This window comes from Pseudomonas sp. NPDC086581 (assembly GCF_044746165.1).
In the GTDB taxonomy this organism is placed as follows: domain Bacteria; phylum Pseudomonadota; class Gammaproteobacteria; order Pseudomonadales; family Pseudomonadaceae; genus Pseudomonas.
This window is the reverse complement of sequence record NZ_JBIVBR010000023.1, coordinates 1-16,790: the sequence shown is the minus strand read 5'-3', so window position 1 is coordinate 16,790 and position 16,790 is coordinate 1. Positions and strand designations below refer to the sequence as shown.

14 protein-coding genes are annotated in these 16,790 nt (G+C 65.3%); 6 read left to right on the top strand and 8 right to left on the bottom strand.

Going from position 1 to position 16,790, the window contains the following annotated elements; all coding sequences use genetic code 11:
* Window positions 1-59: 59 nt before the first annotated feature.
* Window positions 60-584 carry a ribosome biogenesis factor YjgA gene (yjgA, locus tag ACIPK7_RS29015; protein WP_239746551.1) on the top strand — a complete coding sequence of 175 codons (525 nt, stop codon included), beginning with the start codon at window positions 60-62 and terminating at the stop codon, window positions 582-584.
* Between the two features lie 40 nt (window positions 585-624).
* Here the strand turns inward: yjgA and tldD are convergent, their stop codons facing one another.
* The 8 genes from tldD to mreB all read right to left on the bottom strand — a co-directional run bounded on the left by tldD (window position 625) and on the right by mreB (window position 11,766).
* A complete protein-coding gene (gene tldD, locus ACIPK7_RS29010) occupies window positions 625-2,067 on the bottom strand; it encodes a metalloprotease TldD (RefSeq protein WP_192431577.1) in 1,443 nt (480 codons plus the stop codon).
* Window positions 2,068-2,069: 2 nt separating this feature from the next.
* Window positions 2,070-2,918: a carbon-nitrogen hydrolase family protein gene (locus tag ACIPK7_RS29005; protein ID WP_401091791.1), complete on the bottom strand. Its 849-nt coding sequence runs from the start codon at window positions 2,916-2,918 to the stop codon at window positions 2,070-2,072.
* 67 nt (window positions 2,919-2,985) lie between these two features.
* Window positions 2,986-6,804 carry a YhdP family protein gene (locus ACIPK7_RS29000; protein ID WP_401091789.1) on the bottom strand — a complete coding sequence of 1,273 codons (3,819 nt, stop codon included), beginning with the start codon at window positions 6,802-6,804 and terminating at the stop codon, window positions 2,986-2,988.
* A gap of 158 nt (window positions 6,805-6,962) precedes the next feature.
* A complete protein-coding gene (gene rng / locus ACIPK7_RS28995; protein ID WP_088421210.1) occupies window positions 6,963-8,420 on the bottom strand; it encodes a ribonuclease G in 1,458 nt (485 codons plus the stop codon).
* Between the two features lie 47 nt (window positions 8,421-8,467).
* Window positions 8,468-9,052 (bottom strand): nucleoside triphosphate pyrophosphatase, encoded by a 585-nt coding sequence (locus tag ACIPK7_RS28990; protein ID WP_192431580.1) that lies wholly within the window; start codon window positions 9,050-9,052, stop codon window positions 8,468-8,470.
* Window positions 9,053-9,113: 61 nt separating this feature from the next.
* On the bottom strand, window positions 9,114-9,602 hold the full coding sequence (gene mreD / locus ACIPK7_RS28985; RefSeq protein WP_138521224.1) for a rod shape-determining protein MreD: 489 nt from the start codon (window positions 9,600-9,602) through the stop codon (window positions 9,114-9,116).
* Complete coding sequence (gene mreC / locus ACIPK7_RS28980) at window positions 9,602-10,642, bottom strand: rod shape-determining protein MreC (RefSeq protein WP_401091817.1); 1,041 nt, start codon at window positions 10,640-10,642, stop codon at window positions 9,602-9,604. Before mreC ends, mreD begins: the two co-directional genes overlap by 1 nt.
* 86 nt (window positions 10,643-10,728) lie before the next feature.
* Entirely contained in the window at window positions 10,729-11,766 is a 1,038-nt protein-coding gene (mreB, locus tag ACIPK7_RS28975) for a rod shape-determining protein MreB (RefSeq protein WP_017518164.1), read from the bottom strand.
* Between the two features lie 238 nt (window positions 11,767-12,004).
* Here mreB and gatC point away from each other — a divergent pair, with 238 nt between their 5' ends.
* The 5 genes from gatC to ACIPK7_RS28950 are packed head-to-tail and all read left to right on the top strand — an operon-like array spanning window position 12,005 to window position 16,061.
* Window positions 12,005-12,292 (top strand): Asp-tRNA(Asn)/Glu-tRNA(Gln) amidotransferase subunit GatC, encoded by a 288-nt coding sequence (gene gatC / locus ACIPK7_RS28970; RefSeq protein ID WP_401091786.1) that lies wholly within the window; start codon window positions 12,005-12,007, stop codon window positions 12,290-12,292.
* Between the two features lie 19 nt (window positions 12,293-12,311).
* Window positions 12,312-13,766: an Asp-tRNA(Asn)/Glu-tRNA(Gln) amidotransferase subunit GatA gene (gatA, locus tag ACIPK7_RS28965; protein WP_401091784.1), complete on the top strand. Its 1,455-nt coding sequence runs from the start codon at window positions 12,312-12,314 to the stop codon at window positions 13,764-13,766.
* 11 nt (window positions 13,767-13,777) lie between these two features.
* Window positions 13,778-15,223, top strand: a complete 1,446-nt coding sequence (gene gatB, locus ACIPK7_RS28960; protein ID WP_401091782.1) for an Asp-tRNA(Asn)/Glu-tRNA(Gln) amidotransferase subunit GatB — start codon at window positions 13,778-13,780, stop codon at window positions 15,221-15,223.
* A 54-nt stretch (window positions 15,224-15,277) separates the two neighbouring features.
* On the top strand, window positions 15,278-15,661 hold the full coding sequence (locus ACIPK7_RS28955; protein WP_081517440.1) for a septal ring lytic transglycosylase RlpA family protein: 384 nt from the start codon (window positions 15,278-15,280) through the stop codon (window positions 15,659-15,661).
* A 10-nt stretch (window positions 15,662-15,671) separates the two neighbouring features.
* Window positions 15,672-16,061 carry a carboxymuconolactone decarboxylase family protein gene (locus ACIPK7_RS28950; protein ID WP_401091780.1) on the top strand — a complete coding sequence of 130 codons (390 nt, stop codon included), beginning with the start codon at window positions 15,672-15,674 and terminating at the stop codon, window positions 16,059-16,061.
* Window positions 16,062-16,790: the final 729 nt, after the last annotated feature.

The following is a 16,790-nucleotide window of genomic DNA, read 5'->3' as shown; positions in this document are numbered from 1 at the left end:
GGCCGGACAAGCGGCCCCTGACTCGTTATCATGGCGGCGTTTTCAACGAGACCCCCGCCATGGCTGAAATTCACGATGACGACTCGTCCTTCGATGAGAAGAGCAAGTCGCAAGTAAAACGCGAAATGCACGCGCTGCAGGAACTCGGCGAGCGCCTGACCACGCTCAAGGCCGACATGCTCGACCGCATGCCGCTCACCGATCCGCTGCGCCGCGCACTGGAAGAAGCTCCCAAGCACAAGGCCAACGCCGCCAAGAAACGCCACCGGCAGTTCATCGGCAAGCTGATGCGCGACCAGGACGTCGAGGCCATCCTCGCCCTGCTGGAGCAGGTAGATACCTCGACCCGTCAGTACAACGAGCGCTTCCACGCTCTGGAGCGCTGGCGCGACCACCTGATCACCGGCGGTGACGCGGCGCTGTCGGCCTTCTTCGGCGAATACCCGGAAAGCGACCGTCAGCATCTGCTCCAGCTGATCCGCCATGCCCAGCACGAGGCCGCTCACAACAAGCCTCCTGCCGCAGCACGGAAGATCTTCAAGTACATCCGCGAGCTGGACGAAATGAAACGCGGCCTGCGCTGAGCAGCCGCGCCCTTCCCTTCCAGCCCCACCGGCAACGGCCTCAGGCGCCCGTGCCGCCAACGGTGATCGCGTCGATCTTCAGGGTCGGCTGGCCGACACCGACCGGCACGGACTGGCCGTCCTTGCCGCACGTGCCCACGCCGCTGTCCAGCGCCAGGTCGTTGCCGACCATGGACACCCGGCTCATCACTTCCGGACCGTTGCCGATCAGGGTCGCGCCCTTCACCGGGCGGGTGATCTTGCCGTTCTCGATCAGGTAGGCCTCACTGGTTGCGAAGACGAACTTGCCGCTGGTGATATCTACCTGGCCGCCGCCCAGGTTCGCGCAGTAGATACCGCGTTCGACGCTGGCGATGATTTCCTGCGGATCGCTCTGCCCGGCCAGCATGTAGGTGTTGGTCATGCGCGGCATCGGCAGGTGCGCGTAGGACTCGCGGCGACCGTTGCCGGTGCGCGCCACTCCCATCAGGCGGGCGTTGAGCTTGTCCTGCATATAGCCCTTGAGGATGCCGTTCTCGATCAGCACGTTGCAGTTCGTCGGCGTGCCTTCGTCGTCCACCGACAGCGAACCACGACGACCGGCAATGGTGCCATCATCGACGATGGTGCACAGGCTGGAAGCGACCTTCTCGCCGATGCGCCCGCTGTAGTTCGAGCTGCCCTTGCGGTTGAAGTCGCCTTCCAGGCCGTGGCCCACGGCTTCGTGCAGCAGCACGCCGGACCAGCCTGCGCCCATCACCACCGGCAGGCTGCCGGCCGGCGCGGGCACCGCTTCGAGGTTGACCAGGGCCTGGCGCAGTGCCTCGCGGGCGTAGCTCATGGCGCGGTCTTCCTGCAGGAAGTACTTGTAATCGGTACGCCCGCCGCCGCCATGGCCGCCACGCTCGCGGCGGCCGTTCTGCTCGACGATGACGCTGACATTGAAGCGCACCAGCGGGCGGATATCCGCGGCCAGCGAGCCGTCCGCCGCGGCGATCAGTACCTGGTCCCAGACGCCGGCGAGGCTGACGGTAACCTGCTGGATACGCGGATCGAGGGCACGGGTGGCGGCGTCGATCTTCTGCAGCAGCTCGACCTTCTCGGCACGGCTCATCACATCCAGCGGATTCTCGCCGGCGTACAGGCGGGTCGGTAGCACGGCCTGGAACGCCTGCACCTTGCCGTTCTGCCCGGCACGGGAGATCGAGCGGGCAGCGCGGGCGGCCTGGATCAGCGCTTCATGGTTGATCGCGTTGCTGTAGGCGAAGCCGGTCTTCTCGCCGGACTGCGCACGCACACCGACGCCCTGGTCCATGTGGAAGCTGCCTTCCTTGACGATCCCGTCTTCGAGCATCCAGGACTCGGAAACCTGGCTCTGGAAGTACAGATCGGCGGCGTCGATGCCGGGACCGCTCAGCTCGTGCAGGATCGGCGAGAGCTGGTCGATATCCAGACCACCGGGGGCCAGCAGGTGCTGACTGACGGATGACAACAGTTCGCTCATATTCACTCCGTACGCGCCGGTCGTGGTTCGACCGGCGGGAAAAATCTTCTGTGCCGGGCAATCGGCATGCGGTGCCGGACCGCCGACTGTTCCTCGCTGTCGCGCTCGGCCAGCAGCACGGCCTCACCCTTGGCCTGTTCGGCGAGGATACGCCCCCAGGGGTCGACGATGGCCGACTGGCCCCAGGTTTCCCTTCCCTTGGGGTGGGTGCCGCCCTGCCCGGCCGCCAGCAGGTAGCACTGGGTCTCGATGGCGCGGGCGCGGACGAGGATTTCCCAGTGCGCGGCGCCGGTCACTGCTGTGAAGGCCGCGGGGGCGCTGATCAGCTCCGCGCCCGCCTCGCGCAGCGCGGTGTAGAGCTCAGGGAAACGCAGGTCGTAGCAGACCGTCATGCCCAGGCGCCCGACCGGAGTATCCTCCACTACCACACGTCGGCCGAAGGCGTAGTCGTCCGACTCGCGATAGCGGCCACGGGCGTCGGCGACATCCACGTCGAACAGGTGCAACTTGTCGTAGCGCGCCGCCACTTCACCGCGCTCGTCCACCAGTAGCGAACAGGCATTGGCCTTGGCGTCCGGCTGGCCTTCGGGTGGCAGCGGCAGGGTGCCGGCGACTATCCACAACCTGAGGTCGCGGGCAGTACTTTTCAACCAGGGCAGGATCGGGCCTTGCCCCAGAGCTTCGGCGCGACCGATCTCCGCGAGGTCGCGGCAGCCCATGGCAGCGAAGTTCTCCGGCAATACGGCGAGGCGTGCGCCACCCTCGGCGGCCTGCTCGAGCAGGCGACGGGCGGCGGCGAGATTGGCCAGGATATCGTCCTGGCTGACCATCTGGATGACGGCAAGGGACATGCTGAGCTCCGTCGGTGTCTGGGTTTCATGCTAACTGAAGCCCGGCCTTTCTGCTCGATTGAGGGGCTCAATGAGGCTTTTCGAAAGGTTTCTCGAAAGCGATGGTGGGGCTCTGCCATGGGCCCTTCACGCTGTACTGCACGCTGGCGAAGCGCGCGACTTTGTCGCCCAGCAGCTTGTCCACCACGAACAGCGCACCACCAATGGCCGGCGCACCAACGATCAGCGCCGCCAGCGGCAGGTTGTTGGTCACCGGCAGGGTCACCAGCAGCTTGGCGTCGATCTCGTCATGGGCGAGGTCCAAGGTACCGTTGAGTTCCAGGTTGCTCGACGGCCCGTCCAGGCGCAGCGGTTCGCGGGTGAAGTAGACGCCGTCGGTGGCGGTGAGCACGCCCTTCACGCGGTCGTAGCTCAGGCCCTTGCCGAGCAGGTCGGAGAAGTCCAGGCGCAGGCGGCGGTTGATGGCGTTGAAGTTGAGCAGGCCGAATACGCGCAGGGCATTGGCGCCGCCCTCCACTTCGACGAACTGGCCTTTGCGCAGACTTGCGTCGAGGGTGCCGCCGAAACGCCGCAGGTTCAGCGCCGCCGGGGAGCCTGGCCAGTTGCCGTTGATGTCCACGCGGAAACGCTCGCTGGTAACGCTGGGGGCGAAGTCCCAGGCTTTGAGCACGTCGCCCAGGTTCTTGCCTTCGAGCTGGCCCTGGAAGGTACTGCGCGCGCTGGCCTCCATGCCGTCCCAGCGCAGGTTGCCCTTCACCGAGAGGCCGCGCAGGTCCAGATTTACGTCGTTGAAGCCAACGCCGGTAGGTGTCGGGCGCACGTTGAAGCTCCAGGCACCAACCGGTTTGCCCGCCTTCAGCACCTGACGAATGCTCACGTCCATCGGCGGCAGGGTCCGCGGGTCGATCTTCGCCAGCGGGTCCGGCGCTACCACCGCCTTCTCGGAGTCGATCGCCTCGCCCTTGGGCAGGTCGATGCGGTCCAGGGCAATCTGGATCGGCTTCACCTTGCTGTCGGGCAATGTGACCTTGCCCGAAACCAGCGAGCTGACCAGCCCGACCTGCCAGCTGCTGTCGCTGCGCGCCACATCCAGTGTGAGGTTCTCCAGGGTCTGGCCGAAGCCCTTGAAACGGCCGATCTGCAGGTCTGCACCGCGCAACAGGCCAGCCGCACCTTCAACCCCAGTATTGGAGTATTTCTTGGCGACGGCCATCCAGGCATCGGCGTCGACTTCGTCGATCTTGCCGCGCACCTGCACACCGCTCCAGTTCGGCAGCACGGCGGGGTCGCCGCCCAGGCGCAGCACGCCACGGCCGGCCAGCGGCTGCTCCGCCGGCGCGGCATAAGCCAGGCTGGCGCGGTCACCGTAGGTGGCCCAGTAGCGCCGCTCGGCGCCATCCAGGGTCATGCGCCACTCGCTCTCGCGAGTTTCCTGCGCAGACTTGCCCAGCGGCGCTGGAAGGTCAATGGTGACGCCCTGCAGATTCGAAGCGACCTGCAACTGGCTGTCCTTGCCGTCGAGCAGGAGGTTGAGCTGGAAGGGAATCCTCCCGTCAACCGGCAACTGCTTCTGCACCTTGCCCCAGTCGAGCAGGGACTTGACCGGCACCTGGCCGCCCACCAGTACCCGCGTGCGCGGTACGCCGTTGCGGCCTTCGGCGCGAATACTGCCGGTGACGCGGGCGCCCAGCACCTGCGCCGCGATGTTCTGCCCGCTCAGGCCGCTGTCGGTGTCGTAGCGGAACTTCCCCTTGACCTGTTCGAGGTTCAGCTCAGGCTTGGCGATCTTCAACTTCGCCTTGTCGGTGTCGAAGTCGACTATCACCCGCGCCTTGCTCGCCTCGCCCTTGGCCAGGGGAATGTCGAGGTTGAGGTGGCCGTTCAGGTCACCGGAGCCTTCCCAGCCGGCGAAGGTATGGGTCGCACCGATCGGCGAATCCTGGAGAATCTTCAGGCCATCGACGAGGTTGCTGTCGATGTCGCCATTCACATGCAGGTGGGCGACTTCGCCCGGGTCCGAATGGGGAATCTCCACCGACACATCGCGCACCTGGCTGTTGAGTATCTGCCCGCTGCTGGCGTTGATGCTGACGCCGGTGTCCTCGACCCGCACCTCGCCCTCGGCCTTGCTCAGGCCGGGCCAGCCGGGTTGATAGTCGAGCACGCCGTCGTGGACCTTGAAATACAGGGTCATGGCATGGGCTTCGGGCGCCGAGCCCTTCTGCAGCGAGCCCTGCCAGAGGAAATAGCCCTGCTCGATGCGACCGCTCTTGATCGAACCCTTCAGCCAGGCGGCAAGGTCCTTGCTCATCTGCGGAATGACGGTCGGCAGGTACTTGCCGGTGTAGCGCGCATCGCCATTGCTCATGCCGACACGTAGGTCCATGTAGTCCTCCAGCGCCGGGTCGCGCATCAGGCGGATCAGCATGTCACCGGCGATCGTGCCCTCCTCGCCTTCCACCTGCATCAGGTGGCTGCCGAGGGTGAAAGCTTCGTCGTTGAGCTTGAAGAACATGCGCGTGTGCGCAGTGCGATAATGCCAAGGCTCCGGGAAGAGAGTAGCCAGGTGAAGCATGAAGTCCTGGGCGTTGGCATCCAGCGTGCCTCCCTCCAGGTTGCCGCGCAGGGTGCCATCAACATTGGCCACCGCAGGCACATCATGGAAGGCTCGGACGCCGACCTTCTCCAGGTTAGTGGCATAGGCAACGCGCTCAGCACCCTCACGCTGCGGCCAGTAATCGAAGTTGACGTTGTGCAGTACGCCCTGCGGCTTTAGGCCGTCTAGCCACTCGATGGCTTTGTCCGGCAGCGGTGCCAGGGCGGTAATGGCTGGCCCCAGCGGGGCCAGGTCGAGACGGTCGGCGCGCAGTTGCCAGTGTTCCTCATCCTTCATCCGGCGAGTCAGATCCAGCTCGACTTCGCCCCAGCGGGTATCGCCGAGGTTCGCCGCCAGATCGGCGACGCGCAGGTTCAGATCGTCGCCATTGCGCTCAAAGAACAGGCTGACGCCCAAGTCACTCAGGCTCACTGGCTTGCGATCGCCCAGCGCCGCGTCGATCTTCGGCGCGTTCAGGCGCGCCGCCGCGGATACCGGCACGCCTTTGTCGATGGTCGCCCATAGCTCGCCGCCGGCCTTGGCCTGGGACAGCTTCCAGGCGCCGGTGAGGCGTTCGGGCAGCCACTTCGCCCAGTCGGCCTGGGGCAGGCTGAGGTAAAGCTCGGCTGAACTCTTCGCCCAGTCATCACGGTTCAGGCGGGTTTCCAGACGCGCCGCCACCGGCTCGCCGCCGGGCAGGCTGAGGCGTGCTTCGAGACGCTGGCGGCTGCCGCTGCGCAAGGTCATGCCGACGTAGGTCAGCGACAACGGGTTGGCCTGTTGCGGCAGCACGGTCAGTTGGCTGTCCATCAGCGACAGACGACGCGGGGTCAGCAGCAGGTCGATGAGTTTGCGCGGATCGGTATCACCGCCGCGGCTGGGCAGACCGTCGGCATGCCACTTGCCATACTCGTCTTCGCGCAGGGTCAAGTGCAGGCCTTCCAGCTCCAGGCTGTCGATTCGCGGCTGGCGCGCCATCACGCTGCCGAGGATGTCCGGGATCAGGCGCACGCGCTCCAGGCGCAGGGAGTCGTTACCCTCGCCCAGCTGGATATCGCGCACCACGATGATCGGGCTGAAGGCATGCCAGTGCCCCTCCAGCGCGCCGACGGCGACCGGCAGGCCCAGCTGTTCGCTGGCCTTCTGCGCCAGGTCGTCGCGGTACTCCGCCACCAGCGGCACCAGTTGCCGGCCGAGGCTGACGTACAGCGCGAGCAGCACCAGCCCCAGCGCCAGGAGGCCGAGGATGATGCGCAGGGAACTGGCGAACAGGCGACCGGCGCGTTCCATGTCAGTCGGCTGCCTGTGAAGTGGAGCGTAGGGTCATCGAGCGGCCTCCCAGCCAGGCAATGTCGAACCAGGTCTGACAGTGTGCGTCAGGCAAAGCTCCAAAAACTCCCATTGCACGATGGCCTCCTGCCGGAACCCCACGTTGTGCGATCCGCCGCTCAAAGCAGGACCACGTCGTACTGCTCCTGGGAATACATGGCCTCGACCTGGAACTTGATAGGGCGACCGATGAACAGCTCCAGATCCGCGACATTACCCGACTCCTCATCGAGCAGACGGTCCACGACCTTCTGGTTCGCCAGCACCAGGTAGGAATCGGCCTGGTAGGCGCGCGCCTCACGGAGGATTTCGCGGAAAATCTCGTAGCAGATGGTCTCGGGCGTTTTCAGCATGCCGCGCCCCTGGCAGCTCGGACAGGGCTCGCAGAGAACCTGCACCAGGCTTTCGCGGGTGCGCTTGCGGGTCATCTGCACCAGACCCAGTTCGGTGATGCCGATGATGTTGGTCTTGGCATGGTCGCGTTCGAGCTGCTTCTCCAGGGTCCGCAGGACCTGGCGACGGTGCTCCTCGTCTTCCATGTCGATGAAGTCGATGATGATGATCCCGCCCAGGTTGCGCAGGCGCAGCTGGCGGGCGATGGCGGTGGCCGCCTCGAGGTTGGTCTTGAAGATGGTCTCTTCGAGGTTGCGATGGCCGACGAAGGCGCCGGTGTTCACGTCGATGGTGGTCATCGCCTCGGTCGGGTCGATGATCAGGTAGCCGCCGGACTTGAGCAGCACCTTGCGCTCCAGCGCCTTCTGCACCTCGTCCTCGACGCCGTAGAGATCGAAGATCGGCCGCTCGCCTGGGTAGTGCTCCAGGCGGTCGGCGATTTCCGGCATCAGTTCTTCGACGAACTGCGTGATCTTCTGGAAGTTCTCCCGGGAGTCGACACGGATTTTCTCGATGCGCGGATTCACCAGGTCGCGCAGGGTGCGCAAGGCCAGGGAAAGGTCTTCGTAGATCATCGTCGGCGCGCCGACGGTCTGGATCTGCGCGTCGATCTGGTCCCACAGGCGACGCAGGTAGCGGATATCGGCGAGGATCTCGTCCTCGCCAGCGCCCTCGGCGGCTGTACGCAGGATGAACCCGCCGCGCTCGACGATGCCTTCGGCCTCGACGCACTTGGCGACCACCTGTTTGAGTCGCTCGCGCTCGTGTTCGTCCTCGATCTTCAGGGAAATGCCGACATGACTGGTGCGCGGCATGTAGACCAGATAGCGCGAGGGGATCGACAGGTGCGTGGTGAGGCGCGCGCCCTTGGTACCGATGGGGTCCTTGGTGACCTGCACCACCAGGCTCTGCCCTTCGTGGACCAGCGCGCCGATGCTCTCCACGGCGCTGCCCTCGCGGGTGGATATCTCCGCGGCGTGGATGAAGGCCGCGCGCTCCAGGCCAACGTCGACGAAGGCCGCCTGCATGCCGGGAAGCACACGCACGACCTTGCCCTTGTAGATGTTGCCGACGATCCCGCGGCGCAGCGTGCGCTCGACATGGACCTCCTGCAGGACGCCGTTCTCCACCACCGCCACGCGCGATTCCATCGGCGTGATATTGATCAGGATCTCTTCGCTCATGCGCCCTTCCTTATCGCGCCCGGAGTCGTGCCAGCGCTACTTTCCGATCAAGACTGCCAGCTGGAGATGGAGAAGTCAGCCAGCAATGCCGAGGTTTCGCAAAGAGGCAGGCCAACCACGGCGCTGTAGCTGCCCTCGACGCGGCTGACGAAGACCGCCGCAAGCCCCTGGATAGCATAGCCACCGGCTTTATCCTGCGGCTCGCCGGTTTCCCAATAGCGCTCGGCTTCCTCGGCGGAGACCTCGCGGAAAACCACACGGCTGCTGACCACGCGCGCCTCGCAGCGATCCCGATCAGCTACCGCCACAGCGGTCAGCACCTCGTGCTCGCGGCCGGACAAGGCCTGCAGCATGGCCAGGGCGTCGTCGCGATCCACCGGTTTGCCGAGGATACGGCCGTCCAGCACCACGGCGGTATCGGCGCCGAGCACGCAGACGTCGGCGCGCTGGGCGAGGAAGTTCAGCCCGGCCAGCGCCTTGCCGCGCGCCAAGCGCTCGACATAGGCACGCGCCGGCTCGCCGGATTCGGGCGTTTCATCGATGGACGCGGGCACTATGTGGAACGGCAGGCCAATCTGGGTGAGCAGCTCGCGGCGACGCGGCGAACTGGAGGCGAGGTACAGCTGGGCCATCAGGGACTCCGAAGCGGGCCCGCGCAACGCGGGCCCGGCGATTCCCCCGCAAGGGGGGCGATCAGTTGATGTTCAGGCGCAGCCGCAGGGCCCGCAGCAGTGTGTAGACCCAGGGCCAGAGCAAAGCGCTGACCAGTGCCGGCAGGAGGAACACCAGGGTCGGTGGGCGGTTGCCGGTCAGGGCGCTGATCCACAGCTGGACCAATTGTGCGAGACCGAAGACCACCAGCAACACCAGGCACTGCTGCCAGATGGGGAACATACGCAGGCGCTGATGCAGCGACAGCACCAGGCAAATGATCAGGCTGAGGATCAGCGCGTTCTGCCCCAGCAGGCTACCGTAGAGCACATCTTCGGCGACGCCCAGCACCCAGGCGGTCAGCATGCCGACCTTGTGCGGCAGGTACAGCACCCAGTAGGTGAGGAACATCGCCAGCCAAAGCGGGCGGCCGATCTCCATGAAGCTGGGCATCGGCGCCACCGACAGCAGCAGCGCCGCCAGCAGGGTGAGCCAGATGGCCCAGCCGTTGTTCGAACCCTGGGCCGCCATCAGTGACGGGTCCTTGCATCCGGGTGCGAGGCCGGTGCAGCCGGGGCTGCGCCATTGGCGCCGGCCGGATGGGCAGGCTGCGTGGCGGGAGCGGCAGGCTGCACGCCGTCATGCGACGGAGCTGCCGGGGCGCCCGGTGCAGCCTGTGCCGGCGAGCCGGACTCGGCGGCCTTGCGGTCGGCCTCGGCCTGGGCTTCGGCTGCATCGGTAGCGCGCTGCTCGGGGGTACGACTGTCGCTGAACACCAGCAGCACGTAGCGGCTGCGGTTCATCTTGGCGGTCGGCACGGCACGGATAGTGGCGAAAGGCCCGCCCGTGTCGTGCAGCACTTCCTTCACCACCGCCACCGGATAGCCGGCCGGAAAACGCTGGCCAAGGCCGGAGCTGACCAGCAGGTCGCCTTCCTTGATGTCGGCGGTATCGGCGACGTAGCGCAGTTCCAGGCGTTCCGGGTTGCCGGTGCCCACGGCGATGGCGCGCAGACCATTGCGGTTCACCTGCACCGGAATGCTGTGCGTGGTATCGGTCAGCAGCAGCACGCGCGCGGTATAGGGCATGACCTCGACCACCTGGCCCATCAGCCCGCTGGCGTCGAGCACCGGCTGGCCCTGGAACACACCGTCCTTCTCGCCCTTGTCGATCAGGATGCGCTGGGTGAAGGGGTTCGGGTCGACGCCGATCAGCTCACCCACCAGCACCTTGTCGTCGACCAGGGCGGAGGAATTGAGCAGCTCGCGCAGGCGTACGTTCTGTTCGGTGAGGGTGGCCAGCTTCTGCAGGCGGCGCTGCATCAGCAACTGCTCGGCCTTAAGGCGCTCGTTCTCGGCCAGCAGCTCGCTGCGGCTGGTGAACTGGTCGCGCACGCCTTCCCAAGCACGAACGGGAAAATCGGCGATGCCATAGAAAGGACTCAGCACGAGGCCCATCTGGCTGCGTACCGGTTTCAGATAATCGAAGCGGGCATCGACCACCATCAAGGCGACCGACAGGACAGCGAGCACCAGAAGGCGCGCGCCCAGCGAGGGCCCTTTGGAGAATATCGGTTTGATGACCGGCTCCTAGCTGTGCAAGGTCGGTTGAAGTTTCACCAGCGTGGGCGAAACGTCAACCAACCTCCACGTCCAACTTACTCGGTGGACAGCAGGTCCATCGAATGACGGTCCATCATTTCCAGCGCCTTGCCGCCGCCACGGGCGACGCAGGTCAGCGGGTCTTCGGCGACGATCACCGGCAGGCCGGTTTCCTGGGCCAGCAGCTTGTCCAGGTCGCGCAGCAGCGCGCCGCCACCGGTCAGCACCAGGCCACGCTCGGCGATGTCCGAAGCCAGTTCCGGCGGGGACTGCTCCAGGGCGCTCTTGACCGCCTGGACGATGGTCGCCAGGGATTCCTGCAGCGCTTCGAGCACTTCGTTGGAATTCAGGGTGAAGCTGCGCGGTACGCCTTCGGCCAGGTTGCGGCCACGGACGTCGACTTCGCGGACTTCGCCACCCGGGAAGGCGGTACCGATTTCCTGCTTGATGCGCTCCGCGGTGGATTCGCCGATCAGGCTGCCGTAGTTGCGGCGCACGTAGGTGACGATGGCTTCGTCGAAGCGGTCGCCGCCGACGCGGACGGATTCGGCGTAGACCACACCGTTGAGGGAGATCAGCGCGATCTCGGTGGTGCCGCCGCCGATATCGACGACCATGGAACCACGGGCCTCTTCCACCGGCAGGCCGGCGCCGATGGCTGCGGCCATCGGTTCCTCGATGAGGTAGACCTCACGGGCACCGGCGCCCAGAGCCGATTCACGGATGGCGCGGCGCTCCACCTGGGTGGACTTGCACGGCACGCAGATCAGCACGCGCGGGCTGGGCTGCAGGAAGCTGTTCTCGTGAACCTTGTTGATGAAGTACTGCAGCATCTTCTCGCAGACGCTGAAGTCGGCGATCACGCCGTCCTTCATCGGACGAATGGCGGCAATGTTGCCCGGGGTGCGGCCGAGCATGCGCTTGGCTTCGGTACCGACCGCTACCACGCTCTTCTGGCTGCCGTGGCTACGAATGGCGACCACGGACGGTTCGTTCAGGACGATGCCGCGCTCGCGCACATAAATAAGGGTATTGGCAGTGCCCAGGTCGATCGACAGATCACTGGAGAACATGCCACGCAGTTTTTTGAACATTGGAAAGAAACCCGTAGGTGGAGCGTGGGTGAAAAATGCGCGGGTAAAAAAGTGCGGCAAACTCTAACAATGACGGGGGTTTTGGGCAAGGCGGCAATTTATGCTAGATTCCTCGTTTTTCGGGCTCGCGGGCCCGTCCCAGCGGCCTTCGACCGTCTGCCGCGGGTTCTGTTCCCTGCCCCCCAATTCCTTCCGGCCAGGTCCAGTTCGAACCGGGCCGCTCTAGCTGGAGACCTCGATGGCGCTTGAACGCTCCGACGTGGAAAAGATCGCCCACCTCGCCCGCCTGGGCCTGGAGGAAGCCGACATTTCGCGCACCACGGACACCCTGAACAACATCCTCGGCCTGATCGACGCCATGCAGGCGGTCGACACCGACGGCGTGGCGCCCCTGGCCCACCCGCTGGAAGCCACGCAGCGCCTGCGCGCCGACGCAGTTACCGAGGAGAACCGCCGTGAAGCCTACCAGGCCATCGCGCCGGCCGTGGAAGACGGTCTTTACCTCGTCCCGAAAGTCATCGAGTAAGCGCTAAGGACACGGACATATGCTGCATCAATTGACCCTCGCCGAAGTCGCCCGCGGACTCGCCGATAAGCAATTCTCCGCCCAGGAACTGGCCACTGCCCTGCTCGCGCGCATCCAGAAGCTCGACCCGCAGCTGAACAGCTTCATCACCGTCACCGAAGAGATCGCCCTGGCCCAAGCCAAGGCGGCCGACGAGCGGCGCGCCAAAGGCGAGACCGGTGCCCTGCTGGGCGCGCCGATCGCCCACAAGGACCTGTTCTGCACCCAGGGCGTGCGCACCAGCTGCGGCTCGAAGATTCTCGACGCCTTCGTCTCGCCCTACGACGCCACCGTCGTCGAGCGCCTGGCGGACGCCGGCACAGTGAGCCTGGGCAAGCTGAACATGGACGAATTCGCCATGGGCTCAGCCAACGAATCCAGCCACTACGGCCCGGTGAAGAACCCCTGGGACACCTCCCGCGTACCGGGCGGTTCCTCCGGTGGCTCCGCCGCCGCCGTGGCCGCGCGCCTGATCCCGGCCGCCACCGGCACCGACACCGGCGGCTCGATCCGCCAGCCGGCGGCACTGACCAACCTCACCGGCATCAAGCCAACCTACGGCCGCGTATCGCGCTGGGGCATGATCGCCTATGCCTCCAGCCTCGATCAGGGTGGCCCGCTGGCCCGCACCGCCGAGGACTGCGCGCTGATGCTCGGCGCCATGGCCGGCTTCGATCCGAAGGACTCCACCTGCGTCGACCAGCCGGTGGACAACTACCTGGCCGCCCTGGCCAAGCCGCTGACCGGCCTGCGCATCGGCCTGCCGAAGGAATACTTCGGCGCCGGCCTGGACAGCCGCATCGCCGACGCGGTGATGAAGGTGGTCGAGCAGCTCAAGCAGCTCGGCACGGTGGTCAAGGAGATCTCCCTGCCGAACATGCAGCACGCGATCCCTGCCTATTATGTGATCGCGCCCGCAGAAGCGAGCTCCAACCTCTCGCGCTTCGACGGCGTTCGCTACGGCTACCGCTGCGAGAACCCGAAAGACCTCCAGGACCTGTACAAGCGCTCCCGTGCCGAAGGTTTCGGCGCTGAAGTGAAGAACCGCATCATGGTCGGCACCTACGCGCTTTCCGCCGGTTACTACGACGCGTATTACCTGAAGGCTCAGAAAATTCGCCGTCTGATCAAGAACGATTTCACCAGCGCCTTCGCCGAAGTCGACGTAATCCTCGGCCCGACCACGCCGAACCCGGCCTGGAAACTCGGCGAGAAGAACAACGACCCGGTCGCCCAGTACCTGGAAGACATCTACACCATCACCGCCAACCTCGCCGGCATTCCGGGCCTGTCCATGCCGGCGGGCTTCGTCGACGGCCTGCCGGTGGGTGTCCAGCTGCTCGCGCCGTACTTCCAGGAAGGCCGCCTGCTCAACGTCGCGCACCAGTACCAACTGGTCACTGACTGGCACAAACAAGCACCGGCTGGATTCTGAGGACGACACACATGCAATGGGAAACCGTGATCGGGCTGGAAATCCACGCACAGCTCTCCACCCAATCGAAGATCTTCTCCGGTAGCGCCACCACCTTCGGCGCCGCCCCGAACACCCAGGCCAGCCTGGTCGACCTGGCCATGCCCGGCACCCTGCCGGTGCTGAACCAGGAAGCCGTGCGCATGGCCTGTCAGTTCGGCCTGGCGATCAACGCCGAAATCGCAGAGCGCAACGTCTTCGCCCGGAAGAACTACTTCTACCCGGACCTGCCCAAGGGCTACCAGACCAGCCAGATGGATCACCCCATCGTTGGCAAGGGCCATCTGGACATCACCCTGGAAGACGGCACCGTCAAACGTGTCGGGATCACCCGCGCGCACCTGGAAGAGGACGCCGGCAAGAGCCTGCACGAAGACTTCCACGGCATGAGCGGCATCGACCTGAACCGCGCCGGCACTCCGCTGCTGGAGATCGTCTCCGAGCCGGATATCCGCAGCGCCAAGGAAGCCGTCGCCTACGTCAAGGCGATCCATGCGCTGGTGCGCTACCTGGGCATCTGCGACGGCAACATGGCCGAAGGCTCTCTGCGTTGCGACTGCAACGTCTCGGTACGCCCCAAGGGCCAGGCCGAGTTCGGCACCCGTGCCGAGATCAAGAACGTGAACTCCTTCCGCTTCATCGAGAAGGCGATCAACCACGAAGTGCAGCGCCAGATCGAGCTGATCGAGGATGGCGGTAAGGTCGTGCAGGAAACCCGCCTGTATGACCCGAACAAGGACGAAACGCGCTCCATGCGCAGCAAGGAAGAAGCCAACGACTACCGTTACTTCCCCTGCCCGGACCTGCTGCCGGTGGTGATCGAACGCGCCTTCCTGGAAGAACTGCGCGGCCAGCTGCCGGAGCTGCCGGACCAGAAGCGCGAGCGCTTCGAGAGCCAGTACGGCCTGTCCGCCTACGACGCCAGCGTGCTGTCCGCCAGCCGTGAGATGGCCGACTACTTCGAACAGGTCCAGGTCATCTGCGCCGACGCCAAGCTGGCGGCCAACTGGGTGATGGGCGAGCTGTCCAGCCTGCTCAACAAGGACGGCCTGGACATCGAGCAGTCGCCGGTTTCCGCCGAGCACCTGGGCGGCATGATCCTGCGCCTGAAGGACGGCACCATCAACGGCAAGGCGGCCAAGACCGTGTTCGCCGCCATGGCCGAAGGTGAAGGCTCGCCCGACGAGATCATCAAGGCCAAGGACCTGGTGCAGAACACCGACTCGGGCGCCGTCGAGAAGCTACTGGACGACGTGCTGGCAGCCAACGCCGAGCAGGTCGAACAGTACCGCGCCAGCGACGAAGCCAAGCGCGGCAAGATGTTCGGCTTCTTCGTCGGCCAGGCCATGAAGGCCGCCAAAGGCAAGGCCAACCCGGCACAAGTGAACGAACTGCTGAAGAAGAAGCTCGAAGGCTGAGCCCACACTTCAACGACGCCGGGCTTGCCCGGCGTTTTTTCGTCCGGAGGTTCGATGCTGCGACCCATGGCCCTCATCGGTTGCCTGGCCCTGCTGGCCGGCTGTAGTACCACGTCATATGACAGCGACTCGGAAGTCTCAGGACGCGGCTACCGCGCCGAAGGCACCGCGTCCTATTACGGCAAGGCGCACCACGGCAAGCGCACCGCCAGCGGCGAGCGCTTCAACCAGAACGCCCTGACCGCCGCGCATCGCACCCTGCCCTTCGGCACGCGGGTGCGAGTGACCAACCTCGATAACGGGCGCAGCGTCGTGGTGCGCATCAACGACCGCGGACCATTTGGCCGTGGGCGGATCATCGATGTCTCCAAGGCCGCTGCCGAACAACTCAACATGCTGCGCTCCGGCACCGCGCCGGTGCGCCTGGAAGGTCTCTGAAGGAGCCAGAATGAGCAACGACAACCGCAAGGCCGGCGAGCAGGTCCGCCGCGAAGTGATGGGCGACGCCTTCGTCGACCGCGCCCTGGGCAACGCCACCGAGTTCACCCAGCCACTGCAGGACTTCGTCAACGAGCACGCCTGGGGCGGCGTGTGGAACCGCGACGGCCTGCCGCTCAAGACCCGCAGCCTCATCACCCTGGCCGCGCTGACCGCGCTCAAGTGCCCGCAGGAGCTGAAAGGCCATGTGCGCGGCGCGCTGAACAACGGCTGCACGTTGGAAGAGATTCGCGAGGCGCTGCTGCATTGCGCGGTCTATGCCGGTGTTCCGGCGGCTATCGATGCCTTCCGTGCGGCGCAGGAAGTGATCGACGCGTGGCAGGCGGATCAGAAGGCCTGATCCTTCTGGCACGAAACTTATTGTTGCTTGAAGGATGGAGTGTCTGCGCCGCTTCGGAGTGTGCGCGGACATTGTGTTTCGCCCCCTCGGGCGACCTACTTTGGCAAACGCCCCAAAGTAGGCAAAGGTCTCGCCCCTGACATCCGGCTTTTCGCTCCGCGAAAAGTACCCTTGGTTCTTCGGAGTTTCAGGGGCCCGCCACGAAGGGCCATCCCTGGCCCATCGTGGCTCTCGCGACATCCATGTCGCTCAACCCCTGAAACTCCGATCACCTTCGGCCTCCTGAAAGGGGCACTCCGGAGCGTGCGGATGTTTCTCTGGAACCCCTCAAGAGCCAGAGCGGGCGCTTGTGCGTAGGGCGCATAACCCGGAACGGGTTATCCGCCGATTCCATGGCGGCGGATAACGCTGGCGCGTTATGCGCCCTACAAACCGAGCGTGGCGTGATCCTGTAGGAGCGGACCTTGTCCGCGAAAGGTTCGCCTCGCGCCGGAGGCCATCGCGGACAGGGTCCGCTTGTGTCTGCAAAGCTCGATAAGCTCGAAGGTGAGAGCGACGGGAGGCAAGGCTGCAGGTCCGCGGTGTTGGTCGCACGAGTAGGAGCCCAAGCTGCCTCCCGCCGTCCTCTGACCTGGCCCGAACAGTTGAACGAGTGAACCTCGAACCACAAGCGTGGGCAGTCAGAGTGCTCTCGTCGAACAGTTTACGAGGATTGGCTCATGACCACAG